This window comes from Streptomyces sp. NPDC001348 (assembly GCF_053597535.1).
This window is the reverse complement of sequence record NZ_JBSFIK010000056.1, coordinates 37,233-53,545: the sequence shown is the minus strand read 5'-3', so window position 1 is coordinate 53,545 and position 16,313 is coordinate 37,233. Positions and strand designations below refer to the sequence as shown.

The following is a 16,313-nucleotide window of genomic DNA, read 5'->3' as shown; positions in this document are numbered from 1 at the left end:
AGCGAACGCACACCCCACTCCCAGCGCTCGCAGAACGACGCGAACTCCCCCGTCAACCCCTCATGGCCCAACTCCAGCCCGGACAGGGCGATGTCACCGAAACCACGCCCCGCCCCGGCCTCCCCGACCATGCCCAGCTCCTTCAGCTCACCCAGCGCCTCGGTCAGACCCTTGGCGATCAGACCGAGCCCGTCCGTCGCCAGATCCTTGCCGCCACCGCTCATGCCCCGTCCCCCGTTTCCGCATCGACGTCGACCGCCGCCCGGTCAGGCACGATCCCCCGCACCGGCGGGAACAGTGCGCCGTCGCCCTCACTGCCCACGTCGAGGGCCACCCCGCACGGCACGCCCACGGCCGGCACGGCGGCGTCCAACAGACGTGCTCCGAGCCACCGCTGGTACGCCCACTCCCGTTCGCCCTCGCCCCGCGCGAGCGCGAAACGCGCGAGGGCATGCTCGTCGGAGAAGGCGTAGATCCAGCGGATGCCGCCGAAGTCCGCGGTCAGAGGGGCGCCGTTCTCCGTGTCGAGGGGAACGAGTACGGCCGTGCGCCGGAACTCGCCCAGCAGGACGGCGAACTCGCGGCGCCTGCGCGCGACGGCGTCCGCGGCATCGGTTGATGGCGCCGCGGGGTCGGCCGAAGTGGTGCCCTCGGATGTCTCCGATCCGGTCGCCTCTGGCTGGTCGGCGCGGGCCAGGTCCACGTAGTCGTACAGCCGGGATCTGGGTATTCGTGCTGACGAGTCGATGTCGCCCCCGTGTTCGGACATGGCTCGGATCATCACATCGGCCTTTTGCCGACTGCAAGGAAGTACATGCCACGCCGTTCGGATACGGCCGCTAAGGGGCGGGCGACGGCGCCCCGCAGCGACGGGCTCGGGTGCTGCTCCTCGGTAGAGGCCGACCCTTCAGTAGGTCTGAGAACCCGACCGCAGTCGGCCCGATGCTTGACCTGCCCCGTTTTGGCGTGAGTTGCGCAAGGACAGTTACTGTCCAGCTATCCAAACGCTGTTCTCCGCTCACCTGGCCGTGGTTACAGTGCTCACGTAGTCACGCAGTGAAGTCGTCCCAAGCAGGGCAGTAACACAGCCCGGGCCGACGGGTGTGAAGAGCGGGGAGCTGCGCGTGCCAACTGCCATTGCCGTGACCAGCGCCGACATGGCGCTGCCGCCGCAGGACGAGCGGACCGTGCCCGCGGTGGTGTTGCGGGATCTGGACCAGCGGCCGCTCGAGGACGCCCTGGCCGAACTCCAGGCGCTCGTCGAGCAGCACGGGCACGTCATCGTGGTGTCCTCACGGGCCGCCCCCGAAGGGGTGGCCCGGCGGCTGCACACCCTCCGCTCCCTCATGGAGAGCGACCGCATCGCCCTGTTCCGCCCCGAACTGCCACCCCTCGGGATCGCCGTTCTCGCCCGTCAGTTGCGCCAGCTCGCCTCCTGCGACCTCAGTCCGGGCGTGCTGGCCTCCGCCGGCCGGCTGCTCACCCACTACATCCACGCCGGGGCCGTCCTCGGCTCCGTCGCCAAGCTGGACCGCGTACCGGTCGACCTCAAGGCGCACGCCAGGTCCTGGGTGCCCGGGAGTCAGTTCGCGGTGGTCGCCCACCCCGAGCCGCAGTTGGTGCGGGTCGGTCCGGACGCCACCCTGACCGGACCGGAGTTCGGCACCTGGATGCTGGTCGCCAAGGGGCAGCTGCAGTCCGAGTGGGTCGGGGAAGCGCTGGCCAAGTCGTGGGGAGTGCAGGGACTGCGGGAAGCCACGCTGCCCGCCGAGTCCCCGGCCTGGTGGGGGACCGGCAAGGTGATCGAGTTCTGCAGCCATCTCGCCGACCTGTCCGTGCTCTACCAACTGGTCACCTCGGTACGGCGGAGCAGCTGCCACTGGTGCGGCATCGACGTCATCGGCGACCGCTGCGTCTTCTGCTCGGCCGGCCCGCCCGTTCAGGAACCACCTGCCCCCCGTGCTCTCGAACAGCGCACGCCCGCCTGACGAAGCGCCACACATCGCACGCCGCACTGCCATCGCTCAGTCCCGACCCCGCTCGACCGATTCCCCCAACGAGGTAGCACGGTTCATGAACTCCCGTCAGCGCCGCGGCGTGATACTCCTGATCCTGTCGGTCCTGTGCGCCCTCGGCGCGTTCGCCGGCGTGCTCTCCGTCGTCCACGACGTGCAGTCCAAGGTCGGTCCCGAGGTCACCGCGTACCGGGTGCGGTCCAAGGTGGCGCCCTACGCCCCGCTGGACCCGGGCCAGTTCGAGCAGATCAAGATGCCCAAGCGGTGGCTGTCCTCCAACGCCGTCACCAGCCTCCGCCAGATCGAGGGCAAGATCGCCGTGACCACCCTGGAGAAGGGCTCGCTGCTGCAGACAGACATGGTCGTCGACCAGCCCGCGCTCCAGGCCGGTCAGCAGGAGGTCGCGATCATGATCGACGCGGCCACCGGAGTCGCCGGCAAGATCACACCGGGCTCCCGGGTCAACGTCTACGCCACCTTTCAGGGCAAGAAGGAGGGCGACCCCGACCAGTCGAAGATCATCGTCACCAACGCCCGGGTCCTCGACGTCGGCCAGATCACCGCCCTGGAGCCCGACAACAAGAACCAGCAACAGCCCACCGACGCCGTCCCGATCACCTTCGCGCTGTCCACCGTCGACGCCCAGCGCATCACGTACGCCGAGTCGTTCGCCCAGCGGGTCCGGCTCGCCCTGGTGGCCCCCGGCAGCCAGACCAGCGTCCCGGACAAGGACCGCACGTACGAACTCGCGACGGACAAGTGAGAGGCGCCCCGCATGCCCACCAGGATCCTCCCGGCGGTCGGTGACGCGGACGCGGTCCGGTCCCTCACCACCCTGCTCAGCCAGCTCCCGGACGCCGAACCGCTGCCGCCGGTCACCGACTCCACCCAGCTCGTCGACACCCTGGCCCGGCTCGCCGCCGAGTCCGTCGACGAACTGCCCGAGGTCGTCGTCGTACACGAACGCATCGGCCCCGTCCCCGCCCTGGAGCTGGTCCGCGAAGTCGCCCTGCGCTTCCCGGCCGTCGGCGTCGTCCTCGTCACCTCCGACGCCGGCCCCCACCTGTTCGCCGCCGCGATGGACTCCGGCGCCCGCGGCCTGGTCACCCTCCCCCTCGGCTACGAGGAACTGGCGATGCGCGTCCAGGCCGTCGCCCAGTGGTCCACCGGAGTACGACGCCACCTCGGCCACGGCGCCGACGTGACCAGCGGCGCCGGCGGCACCGTCGTCACCGTCAGCGGCGCCAAGGGAGGCGTCGGGGCCACCCTCACGGCCATCCAGCTCGCCCTCGCCGCACAGGCCTCCGGCAGGAGCACCGCACTCGTCGACCTGGACCTCCAGACCGGCGACATCGCCTCCTACCTCGACGTCCAGTTCCGCCGCTCGGTCGTCGACCTGGCCGCCATCAACGACATCTCCCCGCGCGTCCTCGCCGACGCCGTCTTCCGCCACGAGACGGGGCTCGCCCTGCTGCTCGCCCCCGGCGAGGGCGAACGCGGCGAGGAGGTCACCGACCGCGCCGCCCGCCAGCTCGTCAGCGCCCTGCGCTCCCGCTACGAGGTCGTCGTGGTCGACTGCGGCGCCCAGCTCAGCGGCGCCGGCGCGGCCGCCGTGGAGATGGCCGACACCGCGCTGCTGGTGACCACCCCGGACGTGGTCGCCGTCCGCGCCGCCAAGCGGACGGTACGGATGTGGGACCGGCTGCAGATCCGCAAGGCCGAGGAGACCACGGCCGTCGTCAACCGCCACTCGCGCGGTACGGAGATCCAGCCGCCCCTCGTCCAGCGCATCACCGGCACCGCGGTGGCCCGCACGGCCGTCCCGGCCAACTTCAAGGAGCTCCAGGCCGCCGTGGACGCGGGGCGGGTCCACGAGATCGACGCCAAGAGCACCGTGAAGCAAGCCCTGTGGGCGCTCGCGGGTGAACTCGGGCTGGTCAAGGCGGCCGACGGGGGCCGACACGGCCGGGCACGGGGTGACCGGGGGGCGGGGGGATTCCGGCGGCGGAGGGAGGCGGGCGGGTGAGACGCAAGACGGACGACCGGGGGCAGGTGAGCATCGAGCTCCTCGGTATGACCCCGCTGATCGTGCTGACGCTGGTGCTGATGTGGCAGTGCGTGCTCACGGGGTACGCCTACACGCTTGCCGGGAATGCTGCGGACGAGGGGGTGCGGGCGGGGACGGCGGTGCCTCCGGGGGAGCGCCACGCCGTCTGTGAGCAGGCGGCGTTGCGGCATCTTTCGGAAGCTTGGAGAGCAGGTGCCACAGTGCCGCACTGCGAGGGGACCGGCTATGTGACCGCGGACGTCTATCTGCAGGTGCCGGTCCTCTTTCCGGGATCCATCGACTTCCCCGTCAAGGTGCACGGGCACGCCGCCACCGTGGAGGAGGTGAAGAACTGACATGCCGTACCGCCGTGAACGTTGCCGCGACCGGGGCCAGGTCGCCATCGAGTACCTCGGGTTCGTCCCGATCCTGCTCATCGTCGGCATGGCCGGCTTACAGATCGGGGTGGTCGCGTACGCCGCCGAGCAGGCGGGGACGGCGGCCCGGGCGGGGGCTCGTGCCGCCTCACTGCAGCTGGGTTCGTCTCAGCAGGCGTGCAGGGAAGCGGTCAGTGGTGGGCTCGACGTGCAGTGCGAGGAAACGCCGCAGGGCGACTCCGTCAAGGTGATCGCCCGCGTACACATCCCCAAGATCCTCTGGGACTTCGGCGACGCCCACAAGACCGCCACCATGCCCCTCGACCACCAACCCCAAGGAGCCCCCGCACCATGAGTCTCCGCGCCCGCATCAACACCCCCGAGGAGCACGGCAGCCGGGGCGAGGACGGCCATCTGGTCGCCTCCTACCGGGCCAAGCTGCTGGAGGAGATCGACCTCGCGGAGATGAGTTCGCTGGCCGCCGCCGAGCGCAGGGCGCGGCTGGAGCGGGTGCTCGGGCACATCATCAGCCGTGAGGGCCCGGTGCTGTCGACGGTGGAGCGCGGCCAGCTGATCCGGCGGGTGGTCGACGAGGCACTGGGCCTCGGCATCCTCGAACCCCTCCTCGAGGACGCCTCCATCACCGAGATCATGGTGAACGGCCCGGACGCGATCTTCGTGGAGCGCGGCGGCCGGGTCGAGCAGCTGCCGATCCGCTTCGTCTCGCAGGACCAGCTGATGCAGACGATCGAGCGGATCGTCTCGACGGTCAACCGGCGCGTCGACGAGTCGAACCCGATGGTCGACGCCCGTCTCCCCTCCGGCGAGCGCGTGAACGTCATCATCCCGCCGCTCTCCCTGACCGGCCCCACCCTCACCATCCGGCGCTTCCCGCGCTCCTTCACCCTCCAGGAGCTGATCGGCCTGGGCTCGCTGGACGAGCACATGGTGCTCCTGCTGGCGGGCCTGGTGCAGGCGAAGTTCAACATCATCGTCTCCGGCGCCACCGGCACGGGCAAGACCACCCTGCTCAACGCCCTCTCCGGGCTGATCCCCGCGCACGAGCGCATCATCACCATCGAGGACTCGGCCGAACTCCAGCTCCAGCAGTCGCACGTGGTGCGCCTGGAGTCGCGCCCGCCGAACGTCGAGGGCAAGGGCCAGGTCACCATCCGCGACCTGGTCCGCAACTCCCTCCGCATGCGCCCCGACCGGATCGTGGTCGGCGAGGTCCGCGGCGGCGAGTCCCTGGACATGCTGCAGGCGATGTCGACGGGCCACGACGGCTCCCTCGCCACCGTGCACGCCAACAGCGCCGAGGACGCCCTCACCCGTCTGCAGACCCTCGCCTCGATGTCCGACGTCGAGGTCCCGTTCGTGGCGCTGCACGACCAGATCAACAGCGCCGTCGACGTCATCGTCCAGCTGACCCGGTTCGCCGACGGTGCCCGCCGCATCACCGAGATCGCCCTGCTGGACAGCCACGGCGGCGAACCGTACCGGCTGGCCACCGTGGCCCGCTTCGACGCCCAGCCCATGACCCACGACGGCCGGGTGTACGGCGCCTTCCAGTACTTCCCGCTGCCGCGGCGCACCGCCGACCGTCTCTACATGGCGAGCCAGCCGATACCCCAGGCCTTCGGCGTCGCCCACACGCTGGACCAGCTGACCACCCGAGAAGCCAGGTAGGCCACCCCCATGGATCTCCACACCCTCGTCAGCCTCACCACCGGTATCACCCTTCTGACCTGCGTACTGGCGGTGCTCGGCCTGCACGCCTACGCGTCCGGCCGGGCCCAGCGGGCGGAACTGGTCGACCGGCTGACGTACACCGGCCAGGTCTCCGGCACCGGCCGTCGGCGCCGCTTCCGCAACCTGGACCGCCGGCTGCGCGGCACCGGACTTGGTAGAAAGCTCGAACTGCGGCTGGCGGCGACCGGTCTGGACGTCACCCCGGGCGAGTTCTTCGCGTACCTGCTCGCCACGGTGGCCGCCCTCTGGCTGATCGGCCAGGCCACGCTGGCGCCCTTCTTCGGCCCGCTCGCCGGACTGCTGGGCGTCTGGGCGGCGTGGCAGTTCCTCAACTGGCAGCGCCAGAAACGCATCGAGCGCTTCATCAACCAACTCCCCGAGCTGGCGCGCATCCTGGCCAACGCCACACAGGCCGGCCTGGCCCTGCGCACCGCCATCGGCATGGCCGCGGAGGAGCTGGAGGCGCCGGCGGGCGAGGAGCTCGCCAAGGTGGCCGACCAGCTGGCGATCGGTCACTCCATGGACGACGCCCTCGGCGAACTCGCCGACCGTCTCCCCTCCCGCGAACTCGTCGTCCTGGTCACCACCCTGGTCCTGTCCAACAGGGCGGGCGGACAGGTGGTCAGCGCCCTGCGCAACCTCACCGAGACCCTCGAGGAACGCAAGGAGACCCGGCGGGAGGTCCGCACCCAGCTCTCCCAGGTGACCATGACCTCGTACGCCGTCCCCGTCCTCGGTATCGGCGCCCTGTTCCTCATGAACGGCGTCAAGCACGGAGCACTGGAGCGGATGACAGGCTCACCGGTCGGCCAGGCCTGTGTACTCATCGCGTTCGCCCTGTACGCGATCGGCTTCGTCCTGATCCGCCGCATGAGCCGAATCGACGTCTGAGGATCCGAGGAGATGACCGACGGCATGGCCCTGCTCCTCGCGCTCGCCATGGGCATCGGCGTCCTGGGCGCCTTCATGGGCATCCGCATGTACCGGGCGGACGCCAAACTGCCCGACGACCTCGCGCTGGCCCTGGAGGTCGGCGCGACCCGCACCGGCGCCGCGAACTCCGTCGTCGACCGCATGGGCATGCGCTACGCGCCCGCCGTGCTGCGTCTGATGGGCCCCAGGCTGGTCGCCAAGTACCGCCGCAGGATCGACCTCGCGGGCAACCCCGGCGGCCTGACCATCGACCGCTACGCGGCCCGCCGCGCGGTGTACGGGGCGCTCGGCGGAGTGGGTTTCCTGGTCTTCCTCCTGCGCGGCCAGTGGTTCGTGGCACTGCTCCTGCTGGCCTTCGGCGCGTTCTGGACGGAGGTCGGCATCTGGTCGGCGATCCGCATCCGCAAGGACGTCATCGAGCGGACCCTCCCGGACTTCCTCGACGTGCTCGCGGTGGTGGTCAGCGCGGGCCTCGGCTTCCGCCAGGCCCTGGACCGCGTGGCCTCCCGGTACGAGGGGCCCTGGGCCGACGAACTGCGCATCACCCTGCGCCAGATGGACCTCGGCATGAGCCGCCGCGAGGCTTTCAGGGAACTGCGCCGCCGCAACGACTCGGAGCAGGTGGCGATGTTCGTCACGGCGCTCCAGCAGGGCGAGGAACTGGGCGCGCCCATCGTCGACACCCTGGTCGCCCTGGCCAAGGACATGCGCCGCACCGACGCCCAGAACGCCCGCCGCAAGGCCGCCCGCGCGGTACCCCGGGCCACCCTCATGATCACCACGTTCATGGTCCCGGCCACCATGCTCCTCCTCGCCTCCGGGCTGATCCTGGGCTCCGGAGTGGACTTCGGCTCGATCACCGGGAAGTAGAGGGGGTGGGGTGATGGCGATGGCGACGACGAGATGGCGGGTGGGACCGGTCCGGCGGTGGCGGGCCGCCGACGGCGACGAAGTCCGACCGGAGCCACCCGCCTCCGAGAAGCTCCAGCTCCGCGCCCTGCAGGCCATGTGCCGCCAGGTCTTCGGCTTCCGCCTGGCCATGATCGCCCTGGCCGCCCCCGCGGCCCTGGTCAACGCCGCCCCCGGTATCGGCGTCCGCCTGGTGGGCGCGGCGGTGGTCGTCACCTTCATGGTGTCCTACGTCCTGTTCAGGGACTGGGAACGCTTCGGCCCCCTCCTGCTGCGCCACCCCAGCCTGCTGGCGGCGGACACCCTCTTCGGCTCCCTGCTCCTGATCTCGGCCGGCCCGGACACGACACTCGCGTACGTCAGCGTCTGCACCCCTCTCCTCGCGGGCCTGGTCTACAGCTGGCGGGGAGCGGCGTGCTTCGCCTCCCTCCAGTCCCTGATCCTGCTCCTGGTCCACGCCACGCTGAGGGGACATCAGGAAGCGGAGCTGGCCGAGTCGCTGCTCCTGCCCGGACTGTGCGTCATCACGGGCGCCGTGGGCTCGACACTGCGCAACCTGATGCTCCGCTTCGGCACGGCCACCCAGGCCCTCACGGAGGTGCAGGCCCGCCTGGCCGTGACGGAGGCGGTGAACGCCGAACGGGCCCGGCTGGCCCGCGAGATGCACGACTCGGTGACCAAGACCCTCTACGGCGTGGCCCTGGCCGCGGACGGCCTGGCGGCCTCGGCGTCCGGGGACCGCAGGGACCCCGCCGTGCTGCGTGCGCAGGCGGAACTGGTGGCCCGATCGGCGCGCAGGGCGGCGGCCGAGGCGAGGGAACTCCTCATGGATCTCCGCCGGGAGGGCGACCCCGTCGACGGCACGGACGTACTGGCGGAACTGAGCGCGTATACGGAGGACTTCGCGACCCGTACGGGCATCCCGGCGACGTACCGGGCCCCGTCCGGCCTCGAACTCCCGCCGCTCCCCCCGGCGGTGGCCCGCCAGCTCCTCACGGTCGTATCCGAGGCCATGGAGAACGCCCACCGCCACGGTTCTCCCACCCACCTGCTCGTCGAAGCGGCGGTCGACGGCGACTTACTGAGCCTGACCGTCTACGACGACGGCACCGGTCTGCCGCCCGGCACCAGCCTCGACCAGCTTCGCCGCACGGGCCACTTCGGCATGGTGGGCATGGTGGAACGGGCTGAGTCGGTGGGCGCCCGCATCCGTATCGGCCGGGGTGAGCATCCCCGGGGCACGGAGGTCCGCCTGGAACTCCCGCTGGCGGCCCTGACCCCCGTACCGTCCCAGGACGCATGAGAGGAGGCACCCGATGCCGCCGAACCCGAACCCACCGTTGCGCATCGTGGTGGCCGACGACAACCCGGTGGTCCGGGCGGGCCTGAGCGCCCTCCTCTCCGGCCGGGAGGACACCACGGTGGTCGCCGAGGCCGCCGACGGCCGTGAGGCCTGCGCCGCGGCCCGTCTCCACCGCCCCGACGTGATCCTCCTCGACGTCCGCATGCCCAAGGTGGACGGCCTCACCGCCCTCCCGGACCTGGTACCGCTGGCCCCGGTCATGATGCTGACGTACAGCCACGAGTCGGAGACGGTGCGGGAGGCGGTGCGGCTGGGGGCGGCCGGCTATCTGGTCCACGGCGAGTTCACCGTGGAGGAGCTGGTCACGGCGGTACGGGACATCCGGGCGGGCCGGCCGCGCTTCACGCCCGGCGCGGCGTCGGCGCTGGCCGCGGCGCGATTGCCTCGATCCCACGCAGCTGCACATGCATCGGTGCAACTTCCTGCTGTCCCAAGGCAAATCACCCGCTCGGGTCTTTCGCAACTGCAATCATATGTGGGACAGTCGACGCGGTCGCAGTTCCGGCTGAGCACGAGGGAGGCGGAGATCATGGACCTCATCGCGACGGGCATGAACAACCAGCAGATCGCCGCCGCGTGCTTCATCAGCGAGAAGACCGTCAAGAACCACATCAACCGCATCTTCGCCAAGCTGCAGAGCACCAGCCGCTCCCAGGCGGCCGCCAAGTGGCTGGGGGTGGCGTGAGATGCCCCGCGATTGGGCCCAGGGGCCCTGTGACGGACGGGACGTGGGGCCTTACGGTGCCCGGGTCGATAGCGAACCCGGAAGGGAACACCATGAGCGACCTGATGCTGAAGACGGCCGTGGCGACCAAGGTTCGCGTCAACGGCTGGAAGAACACGACCGCCGAGGCGCTGCGGCGCCGGGCGGGCGACAGGGGGCAGACGGCGGTCGAGTATCTGGGGATCATTGCCGTGGTGGTGGCGATTGTGCTGGCGGTTACGGGGACCAGCATTGGCCAGTCGATCTTGGCGAAGATCCTTGCGAAGATCAACCAAATCACCTGATGCTCCGGTGCAGGCATAACGACGCAGGGCAGGCCTTCCCCATCTACATCACGGTGGTGGCAGGCCTGCTCTTTCTCGCGTTGGCCTACCTCGCGGTGGGGCAAGCGGCGGTGAACCGGAATGGTGCCCAGACGGCTGCGGACGCGGCGGCTCTCGCGCTTGCTCAGGACGCGCGGGGCCAGCTTGCGGCTCTGTGGGTGCAAGAGGTACTCGACCCGGCCGAGTGGCAGCACATCTTCGATGGCACCGTAGGGGTAAATCCCTCATGCGGGCGCGCCAATCAGCTCGCCGAAGAGAACTACGCCCATGTGCAGGTTTGCAGAAATCATGGGGCGCTGAGCTATACGGTCTCCGTCAAAACCGACAAGCCTGTCGGCAAATCGGTGGTTCCTGGCACGGAGGGCATATATGGAACGGCGTCCGCCACAGCAGTCATCAAGGCCCTATGCACGTTCGACCCTCCCGGTGCAGACGCCGGGAAAGACACGTTGCCGCCACTCACCTGTGGCGGAAAAACATGGGACCCGAACCCGCACGACCTGACGAATCTGCCAGGCCCCGAGGACCTGTTCGACGTCCATCTGGCCGACTCCACAACGAACGACGAGTGAAGAGGGAAGCGGAGCGATGAGCATTCGGTTCACTGCGAAGGCTCGCAGGGGAATGGTCGCGCTGACCGTTGCGGCAGGTCTGGCCGTCAGCGTGACCGGCTGCGGCGGCAGCGGCGGCGACGCCGACACGAAGCCAGAAAAATCGCATTCCGCACCCAAGGGCGGTGGGTCGAATCCGAGTGCTCAAGAGGGACAGTCGGAGACGCCGATGGCCGAGCTCAACGGGACGAATGGGCTGCGTCTCCAAGTTACAACTGTTGAGCGAGATTCTGGCGGCTTCGTCACTGTGAACGGGACCCTGAAGAACGACGGTGCCAAATCGGTGGTCGTGCCTCCTCAGATGAGTGGAGACGAGACCGAGATTGTTAAACACGGGCTGACTCTTGGCGGTGCAACCCTCGTGGACTCCAAGGGCAAGAAGCGCTACTACGTGCTGCGCGACACGGAGGGGCGACCGCTGACGACGACGGGGCTGGGCACATTGGAAGCAGGCCAGTCTCTGCCCGTCTTCATGCAATTCCCGTCCCCACCCGCAGGCACCTCCGAAGTAACCCTCCAACTACCCACCTTCTCCAGCGGCACGATCCAGATCTCCGGGTGAGCCCCCCGTGACCACAAGCCGCCACCGCCTCCCCCTCGTCGTGACCACGGCCGCCTTCGTCCTGCTCGCCCCCACGACGGCCCGTGCCGACGACACCACGCCCAGCGTCCCCCCGGGCACCGAACCCTCCGCCTCCGCCCCGGTGAAGATCGACCCCACCGACCCGGACCTCAAGCTCCCCGAGGGTGCCACCCTCGCGGATCCGAAGGTGCTGGACATCAAGTCGGTCGTCGAGGACCAGAGCGGGGACGAACGCCGTGAGGACACCAACGCGGACGTGAAGTTCGCCCTGCAGGCGGAGGTGCTGTTCGGCAAGGACAGCGCCAAGCTGAGCGGCGACGCCAAGGCCCGCATCGCGGCCATCGCGGACGAGATCAAGAAGCAGAACGCCACCCAGGTCAGGGTGTTCGGCTTCACGGACAACCTGGGCTCCTCGGCTCACGGCGACGTCCTGTCCAGGCAGCGCGCCAACGCCGTGCAGGGCGTCCTCGACCAGGACCTGAACGACGCGAACATCACCTTCGAGGTAAGGGGCTACGGCGAGCAGTACCCGATCGCGGACAACTCCACCGAGGAGGGCCGCAAGAAGAACCGCCGGGTGGAGGTCACCTTCCCGCGCTCCTGAGCCGAGGGTCTACAGCAGGTGGTCGGCCTTCCCGGCCTTGATCTCCTGGATGAGGGTGCGGAGCGCTTCGCGGGTGTCGGTGAGGTAGTGCTCCTCCTGCCCGGCGACGGCGATGTAGGCGTTGCCCTGGGCGTCGGTGCCTATGCGGAAGCAGTTGTTTCCCTCGCCGCAGAAGGGGTCTTCCCAGTTGACGTCGGTCATGGTGGCTCCCTCAGAGTTCTCGGGCGACAGTCCGGACGAGGTCGCGGGACGCTCCCGGTGACAGCGCCGCGTCGTCCATCCAATCCAAGTGGGCACGGTACTTGGTGAGCTGTGCCTCGGCGCCGGTGAATTCCGGACCGTGCGCGGAATCCAACTGCACCGTGTCCAGTTGGGGGACGATTCCGTCGGCATAGAGCAGGGCGTGGCCCGCGCCGGGGAAGTCACCCACGCTGGTGGGGATCACGCGCACGTCGATGGTCTTTTGTTCCGACTGGGCGGCCAGATGCTCCAGTTGGCGCCGGGTTGCCTCGGCGCCGCCGTACGGCATGCGCAGTGCGGCCTCATGGACGTATGCCACGTAGGAAAGCGGCTCGGCCCGCTCGAACACTCGCTGCCGCTTCATGCGGTGGTCCACCCGCAGTTCCACTTCCAGCCGGGTCAGGGCGGGGAGTACGGCGGCGAAGACGGCACGGGCGTAATCCTCGGTCTGGAGCAGCCCGGGCACATGCATCACCTGAGCCGTTCGCACTCGCGCGGCGTGCCACTCCAACTCCGCGATGTCCAACAAGCCGGCGGGCAGGGTGCCTCGGTACTCCTCCCACCAGCCCCGTTCCTTCTCGTCCGCCATCGCGGCCAGTGCTTCGACGTACTTCTCGTCGCCGCATGCGTAGTTGCAGGCGAGGGTGCGCACGCGCTCCGCTGAGAAGGGGCGGATCCCCGACTCCATGTTGGACAGCCGGGTTCGGTCGATGCCGAGCAGTCCGGCGGCGTACTCCGTAGTGGCTCCCGCCGCGAGCCGCATCCTCCGCAACTCGGCGCCCAGCCGCTTCTGTCGCTCCGTCGGTGCGCTTCTCGTCGCCATGCCACCCCTTCGCCTGCCTTGCGGTCACCTCAGTCTGCCGGTCCGCAGGGTCAATGGTCCAACCCTTCGGGGGGTAATTATCCCCGAATGAATGGACAACGTGACTCTCGCACTCCTACATTCAGTGACGGGCCGAACACGGCCCGGCGCCGCCCGGAAGCGCATCGCGCGAGCCTGCCCGCGACCTCCTCCCCTGGGAGGGGCGGGCCGCGCCAGGGAGACAGGCCACCGTGCGAGACGTCAGACCCAAAACCACGACAAGGAAGTCGCCGCCATGCTCGCAAACTCGACGTCCTGCCCGGTCCGGCCGTCCGCGGAACTGCCCCCGACGCCCCCGGCTCCCGAAACCCTCGCCTACAGCCTCACCCTCCCGGCCACCCCCCGGACCCCCGCGATCGCCAGGACGGCGGTCCGGACGATCCTCCAGGTCCACGGCCTCGGGGACGTCACGGACCCCGCCGTTCAAGTGGTGAGCGAACTGACCGCGTGCGCCTGCCGTTTCACGCCCTCCGCCGCGATCTACGTATCCCTGCGCTACCGCGACGCCGCCCTCCGCGTGAGCCTCTACGACGGTCACCCACGCCACACCAACCCCCGCCTCGCCACCGCCTGCGACACCCGCCGCCGAGCGGCGCTGCGGGTGCTCGCCTGTGTGGTCAGGGCCTGTGAGGGCGACTGGGGCTTCGGCGAAGCCCGCGAACCGGGCGGTGGCACCCGCATGTGGGCGGTACTGCCCCGCACCACGGCGCGCGGTTACCTGAGGAACTGACGTGGGGCGATGGGCAGATACGGGCGTCGTCGCGCCTCTCCCACCTGCGGATTCGCCCTCCGGACCTGGCCCATGTCTGCCGATCTCACGGCCCGGCGGTCAGCCACCCTCACCCCCGGCCTCCACCGCCACCCGAACCCCCACCCGGACCCCCCACCCCTCCATCGCCCCCGCCTCCGCCTCCAGTACGTGCCGGGCGCGGAGCCGGGGCAGGCCCAGGCGGCCGCGTTTCATGGTGTGGACGGCGATGACGTTGAGACGGCGGTCGAGGTGGGCGACGTCGATGGGCATCCGCATGCGGAAGGTGTGCACACTGCTGGCCGGCGACAGCAGCATGGCCCCGTCGAGGGAGTCCCGGCCCAGCAGGCCCCTCGTACGGGCACGGTAGGAGGCGGCGATCTCCAGGGGGATGCCGGCCGTGCCGCCGTCGCCCAGAACCGTGAGCCTGCCCTGTCCGTCCCGCCACCGCCCCATGCCGCGGACCGTACCCAAAAGGAGTTGTGGCCCATGCGACCGACGGGCTACGAAAAGCACATGACTGTTCTCGGCGCGGTGTTCCGTCCCCAACTCCCCCCGGAGCGACTCCGGTCCGTGGCCCGCATCGCGGACGCCGCGGGACTGGAGGAGCTCTGGCTGTGGGAGGACTGCTTCCTGGAGGGCGGGATCTCCACGGCCGCCGCCGCGCTCGCGTGGACGGAGCGGGTGCGGGTCGGGGTCGGGCTGCTGCCGGTGCCGCTCCGGAACGTGGCCGTCACCGCGATGGAGGCGGCCGCGCTGCACCGGATGTTCCCGGGGCGGGCGATCGTGGGCGTCGGCCACGGCGTGCAGGACTGGATGGGCCAGGTCGGGGCCCGGGCGGAGTCTCCGCTGACGTTGCTGAGGGAGCATCTCCAGGCGCTGCGCGGTCTGCTGGGCGGGCAGCGGGTCAGCGTCGACGGCCGGTACGTGCAGCTCGACGGCGTCGCCCTCGACTGGCCGCCGGACGGTGCCGTCGAGGTCCTCGCCGGCGGCACCGGTCCCCGTACGCTGCGGCTGACCGGTGAGGCCGCCGACGGCACGATCCTCACCGCCGCGACGCCGCCGGACGGTGTACGCCGGGCGCGCCGGCTCGTCGAGGAAGGGCGCGAGGCGGCGGGGCGTACCGGAACCCCCAAGGTGGTCGTCTATCTGCTCACGGCGACCGGGCCCGGCGCCGCCGACCGCCTTCGTGCCGAACTGGTCGCCGAGGGGCTGGAGTCCGTCCCGGAGCTCGGGGTCGCCGGCGACGCGCCCGCCGTCGCCGAGGCCGTGCGGCGGCTCGCGGACGCGGGTGCCGACACGGTGGTCCTCCAGCCGACGGGGGACGAGCCCGACCCCGAGGGCTTCGTACGGTTCACCGCCGAGGAGGTCCGGCCCCTCCTGCCGTAGCGCGCGGCGCGACGGCCCGACGGGGCGGCGGCACGGCGGCCGCTGATGCTCCTCTTGGCTGTCAGTGGCCCCTGCCACACTCGTCGCCATGGCCGAGGCATACGACGACGTGTCCCTGCGTGAGGTGGCCGACGCCGACCTCGAGTTCTTCCTGGCGTACGAGCACGAGCCGGAGGCACTCCGGCGGTCGAGGTTCACGCCCCGGCCGCGGGAGAGGTTCCTGACCCACTGGCGTGAGAGCGTCCTCGGGGACCCGGACTGCCTCGTGCGGACCGTCACCGTGGACGCCGAAGCGGCCGGTCACGTCGTGTCCTGGTGGGATGGCGACCGCCGCTTCCTCGGCTACTGGCTCGGGCGGCCGTACTGGGGGAGGGGCGTCGGCAGCCGCGCCCTGACGCTCTTTCTCCGGCAGGAGCGGGTGCGGCCCTTGTACGCCGATCCCTTCGCCGGGAACGCGGCCTCCGTACGCCTCCTGGAGAAGCACGGCTTCCGGCGCGAGGGCACGCTGCGGCACGGTGAGGACGAGCACGTCCTGCTCGTTCTGCGGTGAGTTTCCACATTGTTATCCGCCGCGGCTCGCATCCGCGCGGCCGCTCGAGTAAGTTCAGACCAACGTAATTCGCGTAAGCAAAGCTGCGTGAGTGGTACCGCGCAGCGGAGGGGGCTGCGCGGTGCTCGGATCCCGCCCGTGGGCGCGTCAAGCAGTCGTTCGCGACCGGGTCGCCCGTCGGGGGGACGAGGGGGACAAGTGGCCGAGTGGGTCTGAAGGGGACATAAATCCTCTCGATCCATCTGAGAATGGCCCGTTTGCCTTTGAATCGGCTGCGTTTTGG

21 protein-coding genes and 1 pseudogene are annotated in these 16,313 nt (G+C 70.2%); 17 read left to right on the top strand and 5 right to left on the bottom strand.

Going from position 1 to position 16,313, the window contains the following annotated elements:
* Both ACWC21_RS37620 and ACWC21_RS37615 read right to left on the bottom strand, forming a co-directional pair.
* A pseudogene (locus ACWC21_RS37620) lies at window positions 1-224 on the bottom strand (hypothetical protein); the annotation flags it as partial.
* Window positions 221-769 carry a hypothetical protein gene (locus ACWC21_RS37615; protein ID WP_450888769.1) on the bottom strand — a complete coding sequence of 183 codons (549 nt, stop codon included), beginning with the start codon at window positions 767-769 and terminating at the stop codon, window positions 221-223. The gene ACWC21_RS37615 and the pseudogene ACWC21_RS37620, both read right to left, overlap by 4 nt.
* A 355-nt stretch (window positions 770-1,124) precedes the next feature.
* On the opposite strand from ACWC21_RS37615, the gene ACWC21_RS37610 reads away from it, so the two are divergent.
* From ACWC21_RS37610 to ACWC21_RS37545, 14 genes are all read left to right on the top strand, one after another.
* Window positions 1,125-1,988, top strand: coding sequence for a hypothetical protein (locus ACWC21_RS37610; protein ID WP_450888767.1), 864 nt, complete (start codon window positions 1,125-1,127; stop codon window positions 1,986-1,988).
* 85 nt (window positions 1,989-2,073) lie between these two features.
* Window positions 2,074-2,778, top strand: a complete 705-nt coding sequence (cpaB, locus tag ACWC21_RS37605) for a Flp pilus assembly protein CpaB (protein ID WP_450888765.1) — start codon at window positions 2,074-2,076, stop codon at window positions 2,776-2,778.
* A 12-nt stretch (window positions 2,779-2,790) separates the two neighbouring features.
* Window positions 2,791-4,041 (top strand): AAA family ATPase, encoded by a 1,251-nt coding sequence (locus ACWC21_RS37600; RefSeq protein WP_450888764.1) that lies wholly within the window; start codon window positions 2,791-2,793, stop codon window positions 4,039-4,041.
* Window positions 4,038-4,418 carry a TadE family protein gene (locus ACWC21_RS37595; RefSeq protein WP_450888763.1) on the top strand — a complete coding sequence of 127 codons (381 nt, stop codon included), beginning with the start codon at window positions 4,038-4,040 and terminating at the stop codon, window positions 4,416-4,418. The genes ACWC21_RS37600 and ACWC21_RS37595 overlap by 4 nt, the downstream gene beginning before the upstream one ends.
* 1 nt (window position 4,419) lies before the next feature.
* Window positions 4,420-4,794 (top strand): TadE/TadG family type IV pilus assembly protein, encoded by a 375-nt coding sequence (locus tag ACWC21_RS37590; RefSeq protein WP_450888762.1) that lies wholly within the window; start codon window positions 4,420-4,422, stop codon window positions 4,792-4,794.
* Window positions 4,791-6,128 carry a CpaF family protein gene (locus ACWC21_RS37585; RefSeq protein ID WP_450888761.1) on the top strand — a complete coding sequence of 446 codons (1,338 nt, stop codon included), beginning with the start codon at window positions 4,791-4,793 and terminating at the stop codon, window positions 6,126-6,128. Before ACWC21_RS37590 ends, ACWC21_RS37585 begins: the two co-directional genes overlap by 4 nt.
* A 9-nt stretch (window positions 6,129-6,137) precedes the next feature.
* Window positions 6,138-7,082, top strand: coding sequence for a type II secretion system F family protein (locus tag ACWC21_RS37580; protein ID WP_450888759.1), 945 nt, complete (start codon window positions 6,138-6,140; stop codon window positions 7,080-7,082).
* A gap of 24 nt (window positions 7,083-7,106) precedes the next feature.
* Entirely contained in the window at window positions 7,107-7,994 is an 888-nt protein-coding gene (locus ACWC21_RS37575) for a DUF5936 domain-containing protein (RefSeq protein ID WP_450888773.1), read from the top strand.
* Window positions 7,995-8,013: 19 nt separating this feature from the next.
* Window positions 8,014-9,336 (top strand): sensor histidine kinase, encoded by a 1,323-nt coding sequence (locus ACWC21_RS37570; protein ID WP_450888757.1) that lies wholly within the window; start codon window positions 8,014-8,016, stop codon window positions 9,334-9,336.
* Window positions 9,337-9,349: 13 nt separating this feature from the next.
* Window positions 9,350-10,081: a response regulator gene (locus tag ACWC21_RS37565; RefSeq protein ID WP_450888756.1), complete on the top strand. Its 732-nt coding sequence runs from the start codon at window positions 9,350-9,352 to the stop codon at window positions 10,079-10,081.
* Between the two features lie 92 nt (window positions 10,082-10,173).
* Complete coding sequence (locus ACWC21_RS37560) at window positions 10,174-10,404, top strand: hypothetical protein (RefSeq protein ID WP_450888755.1); 231 nt, start codon at window positions 10,174-10,176, stop codon at window positions 10,402-10,404.
* Complete coding sequence (locus tag ACWC21_RS37555) at window positions 10,404-11,015, top strand: pilus assembly protein TadG-related protein (RefSeq protein WP_450888754.1); 612 nt, start codon at window positions 10,404-10,406, stop codon at window positions 11,013-11,015. The genes ACWC21_RS37560 and ACWC21_RS37555 overlap by 1 nt, the downstream gene beginning before the upstream one ends.
* A 16-nt stretch (window positions 11,016-11,031) precedes the next feature.
* Window positions 11,032-11,616, top strand: coding sequence for a hypothetical protein (locus tag ACWC21_RS37550; protein ID WP_450888753.1), 585 nt, complete (start codon window positions 11,032-11,034; stop codon window positions 11,614-11,616).
* Window positions 11,617-11,623: 7 nt separating this feature from the next.
* On the top strand, window positions 11,624-12,241 hold the full coding sequence (locus ACWC21_RS37545) for an OmpA family protein (protein WP_450888751.1): 618 nt from the start codon (window positions 11,624-11,626) through the stop codon (window positions 12,239-12,241).
* A gap of 9 nt (window positions 12,242-12,250) precedes the next feature.
* Here the strand turns inward: ACWC21_RS37545 and ACWC21_RS37540 are convergent, their stop codons facing one another.
* Both ACWC21_RS37540 and ACWC21_RS37535 read right to left on the bottom strand, forming a co-directional pair.
* Complete coding sequence (locus ACWC21_RS37540) at window positions 12,251-12,442, bottom strand: hypothetical protein (RefSeq protein ID WP_450888750.1); 192 nt, start codon at window positions 12,440-12,442, stop codon at window positions 12,251-12,253.
* Between the two features lie 10 nt (window positions 12,443-12,452).
* Window positions 12,453-13,304, bottom strand: a complete 852-nt coding sequence (locus ACWC21_RS37535) for a helix-turn-helix domain-containing protein (RefSeq protein WP_450888749.1) — start codon at window positions 13,302-13,304, stop codon at window positions 12,453-12,455.
* Between the two features lie 274 nt (window positions 13,305-13,578).
* On the opposite strand from ACWC21_RS37535, the gene ACWC21_RS37530 reads away from it, so the two are divergent.
* A complete protein-coding gene (locus ACWC21_RS37530; RefSeq protein ID WP_450888747.1) occupies window positions 13,579-14,073 on the top strand; it encodes an ATP-binding protein in 495 nt (164 codons plus the stop codon).
* A gap of 99 nt (window positions 14,074-14,172) precedes the next feature.
* Here ACWC21_RS37530 and ACWC21_RS37525 read toward each other — a convergent pair whose 3' ends face one another.
* On the bottom strand, window positions 14,173-14,547 hold the full coding sequence (locus ACWC21_RS37525; RefSeq protein WP_450888745.1) for a DUF192 domain-containing protein: 375 nt from the start codon (window positions 14,545-14,547) through the stop codon (window positions 14,173-14,175).
* 60 nt (window positions 14,548-14,607) lie between these two features.
* Between ACWC21_RS37525 and ACWC21_RS37520 the strand changes: the two genes are divergently transcribed.
* Together ACWC21_RS37520 and ACWC21_RS37515 are read left to right on the top strand one after the other, a co-directional pair.
* Window positions 14,608-15,480, top strand: a complete 873-nt coding sequence (locus ACWC21_RS37520) for an LLM class flavin-dependent oxidoreductase (protein ID WP_450888743.1) — start codon at window positions 14,608-14,610, stop codon at window positions 15,478-15,480.
* Window positions 15,481-15,568: 88 nt separating this feature from the next.
* A complete protein-coding gene (locus tag ACWC21_RS37515; RefSeq protein ID WP_450888742.1) occupies window positions 15,569-16,030 on the top strand; it encodes a GNAT family N-acetyltransferase in 462 nt (153 codons plus the stop codon).
* The last annotated feature ends 283 nt before the right edge of the window (window positions 16,031-16,313 follow it).